At 41.6% G+C, this 3,284-nt stretch carries 3 protein-coding genes and 1 pseudogene; 3 read left to right on the top strand and 1 reads right to left on the bottom strand.

Annotated elements, in window-relative coordinates:
- Positions 1–826 (bottom strand): annotated as a pseudogene (locus Q1R07_RS15390) (hypothetical protein); the annotation flags it as partial.
- A gap of 138 nt (positions 827–964) precedes the next feature.
- Here Q1R07_RS15390 and Q1R07_RS15395 point away from each other — a divergent pair.
- From Q1R07_RS15395 to bshB1, 3 genes are read left to right on the top strand one after another with little or no spacing between them, the layout of a single operon-like run.
- Positions 965–1,393: a PaaI family thioesterase gene (locus Q1R07_RS15395; protein ID WP_300491973.1), complete on the top strand. Its 429-nt coding sequence runs from the start codon at positions 965–967 to the stop codon at positions 1,391–1,393.
- Positions 1,390–2,454, top strand: a complete 1,065-nt coding sequence (locus Q1R07_RS15400; RefSeq protein ID WP_300491975.1) for a chorismate-binding protein — start codon at positions 1,390–1,392, stop codon at positions 2,452–2,454. Before Q1R07_RS15395 ends, Q1R07_RS15400 begins: the two co-directional genes overlap by 4 nt.
- 19 nt (positions 2,455–2,473) lie before the next feature.
- Positions 2,474–3,190, top strand: coding sequence for a bacillithiol biosynthesis deacetylase BshB1 (bshB1, locus tag Q1R07_RS15405; protein WP_300491977.1), 717 nt, complete (start codon positions 2,474–2,476; stop codon positions 3,188–3,190).
- Positions 3,191–3,284 lie beyond the last annotated feature (94 nt).

Below are 3,284 nucleotides of genomic sequence, written 5' to 3' on the forward strand. Positions count from 1 at the left end.
TGGTTCCCCATTGTCCCGGAACTTCCGAAAAATCCTGTTCCAATCGGTCGCCTTCAAAAATCACTTCATTTTCCAGTGCTTCGGTTACCGATTTGGTTCCGGCCACTTTTAAAGAAGCGCCCTGTTGTACGATCAAACCGGATTCGGCATGGAAATGAATCCGGGCACCGGCTTGTACGTTGAGCGTTTCACCGGTTGGTACCGCGGCATAGCCATATATTACATAGGGTTTGTCTTTTTTCCAGAGGAATTCGTCGCCGTTGGTAGGGTGACTGTGATTTAGATTCCGTCCACGGGTGGTTAGCGTATTTCCATTTTCATCAACGCCTACTTCAACCTGTTCGTATACGCCGTTGTTACGTCCCGGATAGATAAAATAGGCATCTTTTACCAATGTTACAAGGTCGACTTTCTGGTAGTTGGTGCCATAATCGAATTCTATTTTATCGGTGTATAAATACTGGGCATCCGGAGCGGAAAAATCGTTATAGTTAATCGTTGTTTCCACAAAAATATACATGCTGTCTTTGGCCAGTAACTCTACGTTGGTAAAGACTTTACCCGGAATTCCATCGACCATCAGACGGTATTTGGATGCATCGCCCTGTCCCAATCGGACACTTGGAATTTTAATGTCTTTATTACTGCGGTTGTACACTTTTAACGTATAGGTACTGGAACCGATATTCGTAAAAACGGTATCAAGATAGATCGTGTCTTTCGAAAATTCCAGATTTCCGGTACTCGGTTCGAAAGAAAAATCATTTCGACAAGAACTCAGAGCAATAAGTAATAGGGTGACAAGGACGTAGTAATAATGACGCATGTTTCTGATTTTTGGTAAAAATACTAATTTTTGGATGTTAAATTATACTTAAATTATAATTTATATATAACGTTCGAAGGCTGAGTTTATTCTTACTTCAGTTTTGATTTTGTATTTTTACCATTCAAAATATAGTTTATGTCATTTGATAAAGAAAAAGTACTGCAGCTTTGCAATCATTTGTCGAAAAATACATTGATGCAAACCTTAGAAATTGAATATATAGATGCCGGAGAAGATTTTTTAGTAGCCAAAATGCCTGTTAATCCAAGAGTACACCAGCCTATGGGGTTGTTGCACGGCGGAGCTTCGGTTGCTTTGGCGGAAAGCGTGGGAAGTGCGGCTTCCATCATGTTTGTCGATCCGGAAAAACAGGAGGTACGGGGTATCGAAATTTCGGCCAATCACCTCAAAAGCAAAAGGGAAGGAATTGTCTACGGAACGGCCCGGATTATCCATAAAGGGCGTAGTCTACATCTGTGGGAAATTAAAATCACCGATGAAGAAGGAAACCTGATTTCCCTTTGTAAACTCACCAATATGGTTTTACCAAAAAGAGCGTCATGACCGATTTATTCCTGAAAGTAAAAGTACACCAGGGACAAAACCTGCCGTTTGTCATTTATTCAAAACCTGGTTCCGACGAAATCATTGGCCTTTTTCAGGTGAATGATCATGTATATCTGACCGAAAGTTTTTCCGAAACGGGCTTTATTATGGCACCATTCGACGGTGAAAACTATGTACTGATTCCGGAAGAGTATTCCGAGATTATAACGGAAAAATATGAGTTACCGGCTATTTCGGAAGAAGGAACCGTTTCTCAGGAGTATGATGAAACGGCAAAAGAGCATTTTGAACAGCTGGTAGAAAAAGGCGTAGCCGCGATACATTCAGGGCATTTTAAAAAGGTAGTGCTTTCGCGGAAGGAAAAAGTAGGCGGAACGACCAAAGATGTAGAACATTTGTTTCCACGCTTATTAGCAAACTATCCGACAGCATTTAAATATTGTTTTTACCATCCGAAAGTCGGAATGTGGATGGGGGCCACGCCGGAACAACTGTTAAAAGTAAAAGATTATCAGTTGCAAACCGTAGCATTGGCCGGAACTCAGCTTTATGAAGGAACCGAAAAAGTACATTGGGAACCGAAGGAAATCGAGGAACAGCAGTATGTAACGGAGTTTATTCTGGATAATCTTAAAGATTGGGCATCGGATGAAATCCTCTCGAGTCCGTATACGGCCAGAGCGGGTAATTTGTTGCACATTAAAACAGATATTTCGGCGCGTTTAAATGATAAAGAAAGTCTGAAACAGGTGCTTGAAATTTTGCATCCTACACCGGCTGTCTGCGGATTACCAAAAGAAGCCGCCCGCAATTTTATTCTGGAAAACGAAGATTACGACCGGGAATTTTATTCGGGATTTCTAGGCGAACTCAACAAGAATTTTTCGACAGGTAGGAGTGAGTATTCCGATTTATATGTGAACCTGCGGTGTATGAAAATTAAAAAAGAAAACATTCATCTGTATATCGGTTGTGGCATTACCAAAGACAGTGTGCCGGAAAAAGAGTTTTTCGAGACACTCAACAAATCGATGACGATGAAAAAGATATTAGCATAATTTAGTTATAAAAAATAAAATGAAATTAGATATACTGGCCTTTGGGGCGCATCCTGATGATGTAGAACTGGGATGTGGTGCTACCCTGGCAAAAGAAATTAGTTTAGGTAAAAAAGCGGGAATTATCGATTTAACGCGTGGTGAACTGGGAACCCGCGGATCGGCTGAAATTCGGGATGAAGAAGCGCGTAAAGCGGGCGAAATCCTGGGTATTGCGATACGGGAAAACTTGCAGTTCCGCGATGGTTTTTTTGTAAATGATGAAGCGCATCAATTGGAGGTGATTAAAATGATCCGGAAATACCGCCCGGAGATTGTGTTGTGTAATGCGATCGACGACCGACATATTGATCATGGAAAAGGAAGCAAACTGGTTTCAGATGCCTGTTTCCTTTCGGGGTTACGACGTATTGAAACGGAAGTAGATGGAGTAGCTCAGGAAGCCTGGCGACCAAAAGTAGTGTACCATTATATTCAGTGGAAAAACATCACTCCGGATTTTGTTGTGGACGTGACGGGTTTTATCGATAAAAAAGTGGAGGCGATTTTAGCCTATGGTTCGCAGTTTTATGAGCCCAATTCGAACGAACCGACGACGCCAATTGCCACAAAAAACTTTTTGGATAGCCTGCATTATCGCTCGCAGGACCTGGGACGACTCATCGGAACGGATTATGCCGAAGGTTTTACTGCGGAAAGATATTTGGCTGTCAGTAGTTTAGAAAATTTGATGTAATTTTTTTTAAAAAATGCTTGCGTGATACGGAAATTGCCGTATATTTGCACCCGTAATCAAATGGTGATTGTAGCTCAGTTGGTTAGAGCGTCGG

The sequence above is a fragment of the Flavobacterium sp. genome (assembly GCF_030146175.1).
Classification (GTDB): domain Bacteria; phylum Bacteroidota; class Bacteroidia; order Flavobacteriales; family Flavobacteriaceae; genus Flavobacterium.

Coding starts and splice junctions, on each gene's coding strand:
- bshB1 (WP_300491977.1), top strand. CDS start 2,474: ATGAAATTAGATATACTGGCCTTTGGGGCGCATCCTGATGATGTAGAA.
- Q1R07_RS15400 (WP_300491975.1), top strand. CDS start 1,390: ATGACCGATTTATTCCTGAAAGTAAAAGTACACCAGGGACAAAACCTG.
- Q1R07_RS15395 (WP_300491973.1), top strand. CDS start 965: ATGTCATTTGATAAAGAAAAAGTACTGCAGCTTTGCAATCATTTGTCG.